Genomic DNA, 1842 nt, shown 5'->3' with positions numbered 1-1842 from the left:
GGTAAAGACCGACAATGGAATGATTGGAAAGGTTGTATTTACTTTTGCGGATAACACGCTTAAGTATATCGAAGCCCAGGGGAATGTGCGGGAAGTATTTTCAAGTAAGCGCACCGATACGGCCAGGGTATATTTGGACTACGATATATACGAAGCTGATAGATTATTTCTGGGGAGAAAAATAGATGTGGCCTGGATATTAAGCGAAGAAGGTTTGCATACGAACCTGTTCGCCTGGGAAAATCCGTACCTCAATTCGAATTATAAGAAGACTTTAAACCCTGAAGATTCCAATCGCATTCCTGCATTCCTTAAAATGGGAGCGACTATGGAGGAATTGAAACCATTATTAGAGGCCAATAGCGATTTCACGAATACACAAAAACTGGATGGATCGGATCCCAATGCGCAAATTCAGATTAACTGTTTTGGGGTTGATTATTTGGGTTTCCCAAGGAAAATTGAAGCTCGCTTTGGGGATAACAGACTCAATGTGGTATGGATACTGACGGGAACAGGAGAGGAAGAAAGAATTCGAGAAGCCTTGATTAACCAATATGGAAACCCGATTTTTTCCAATGAGGATTGGGAGATTTATAATAATTGGCAGGTGGGTTTAAGAAAAGACAAACCTGAAGTATTGCTTATGGAAAAGACACTGGGGTTAGAGTATAAAACGAGTTTTTTTAAACAGTGATCTACAAGACCCACGCAAATTAGTATGTCCTGATGAGTAGGTTAGTGAAATAAAAGACAACGCTGTGGGTAGGAGCCGTGGCTACCCCACGATCGTTGATTTAGTGATTTCGTTTGTTTTCTTTCTTACTTCCCATTGTGATGACAACCTCAGCTATGGTTCATAGAGGTTATTGTGGTTCTTTTACTCCAAGTGGTATTTTAATTACATCTTTTAAACAATTCCCGTCATAGTCAATAACCGTCAGATCATTAATTCGGCCACGAATCGAAAACTCCTGTGAATTCCACTGGTCAGCCCAACGTTTTATGTTGAATACGTCTTTTGAATTTGCTATTCCAACATGTGGTATGAAATCGATGTCTAGTCGCAGTTCCGTAAACAAGAGATCACTGTAGAGCTTATCGTGTAACTTAACTATTTGACTGTGACCTTGATCCGGAACCAATAGTAAATGAAAGTAATCAATAAAGGAATCCTTGTTTACACATGCGCATTTGAGGTCAAAATTGAAACTTTTGAAACCTCTCGCTTTGTCTTCAATTTCTTTTATAAACGTAGTTTTTTGAAATGAATCAGTTGGAAAAACAAAGGCAAAATGAGGTTCAACCATCTGGAAATATAGTTCATCATTTGATTTACGAAACTCTTGAATCAGATTGTAATCTTCACTCCTTATCGATGGATATGCTAATACTCCTAAAGCCATTTTTTCGTAGTTGATTTTATAATGAAACTCAACGACCTTTGATATACGTCCGTTTTATTGGGGTTTGTTCGTTTTTGGCATTCATTTTACATTGTTATTTTCATTCTATAGCTCCCGCTTGGCCTCCTCCAGCAATCTCTTCATAGTTTCCTGGTAAAACGCTTTGATGGATAAAGTTCTATTGTCCACTTGATGAAGGGAAACGCATATGCACACTGCATTGTGAACTTTATAATGCCAATAGAACTAAGATAGCGAAACTTTAAATCTCTGTTAGAGTACCTGTTTTTTGGGAAAAGGGTTATACGGGTTTATTCCGTACAAACTTCGGATTGGAGTTAAGATGCATTGGTATGGGGGAATCTGCTGGTGCCTTCTCTTCAAATACTGCCCCCTACTATTGCAACTCAGGATTACGCCTGCGGCGTGATCCTCA

At 38.9% G+C, this 1842-nt stretch carries 2 protein-coding genes; one reads left to right on the top strand and one right to left on the bottom strand.

The annotated features are described in order from the left end of the window. A partial coding sequence (locus tag WBV75_RS07675) for a hypothetical protein (protein WP_424120045.1) occupies positions 1 to 697 on the top strand: 697 nt, incomplete at its 5' end. A 169-nt stretch (positions 698 to 866) separates the two neighbouring features. Here WBV75_RS07675 and WBV75_RS07670 read toward each other — a convergent pair. Next, a complete protein-coding gene (locus WBV75_RS07670) occupies positions 867 to 1406 on the bottom strand; it encodes a 2'-5' RNA ligase family protein (protein ID WP_424120044.1) in 540 nt (179 codons plus the stop codon). Positions 1407 to 1842: the final 436 nt, after the last annotated feature.

The organism is Robiginitalea sp. (assembly GCF_049588695.1).
In the GTDB taxonomy this organism is placed as follows: domain Bacteria; phylum Bacteroidota; class Bacteroidia; order Flavobacteriales; family Flavobacteriaceae; genus Robiginitalea.
Note: the sequence above shows the minus strand (reverse complement) of the source record. Positions and strands in the feature narration are given on the sequence as shown.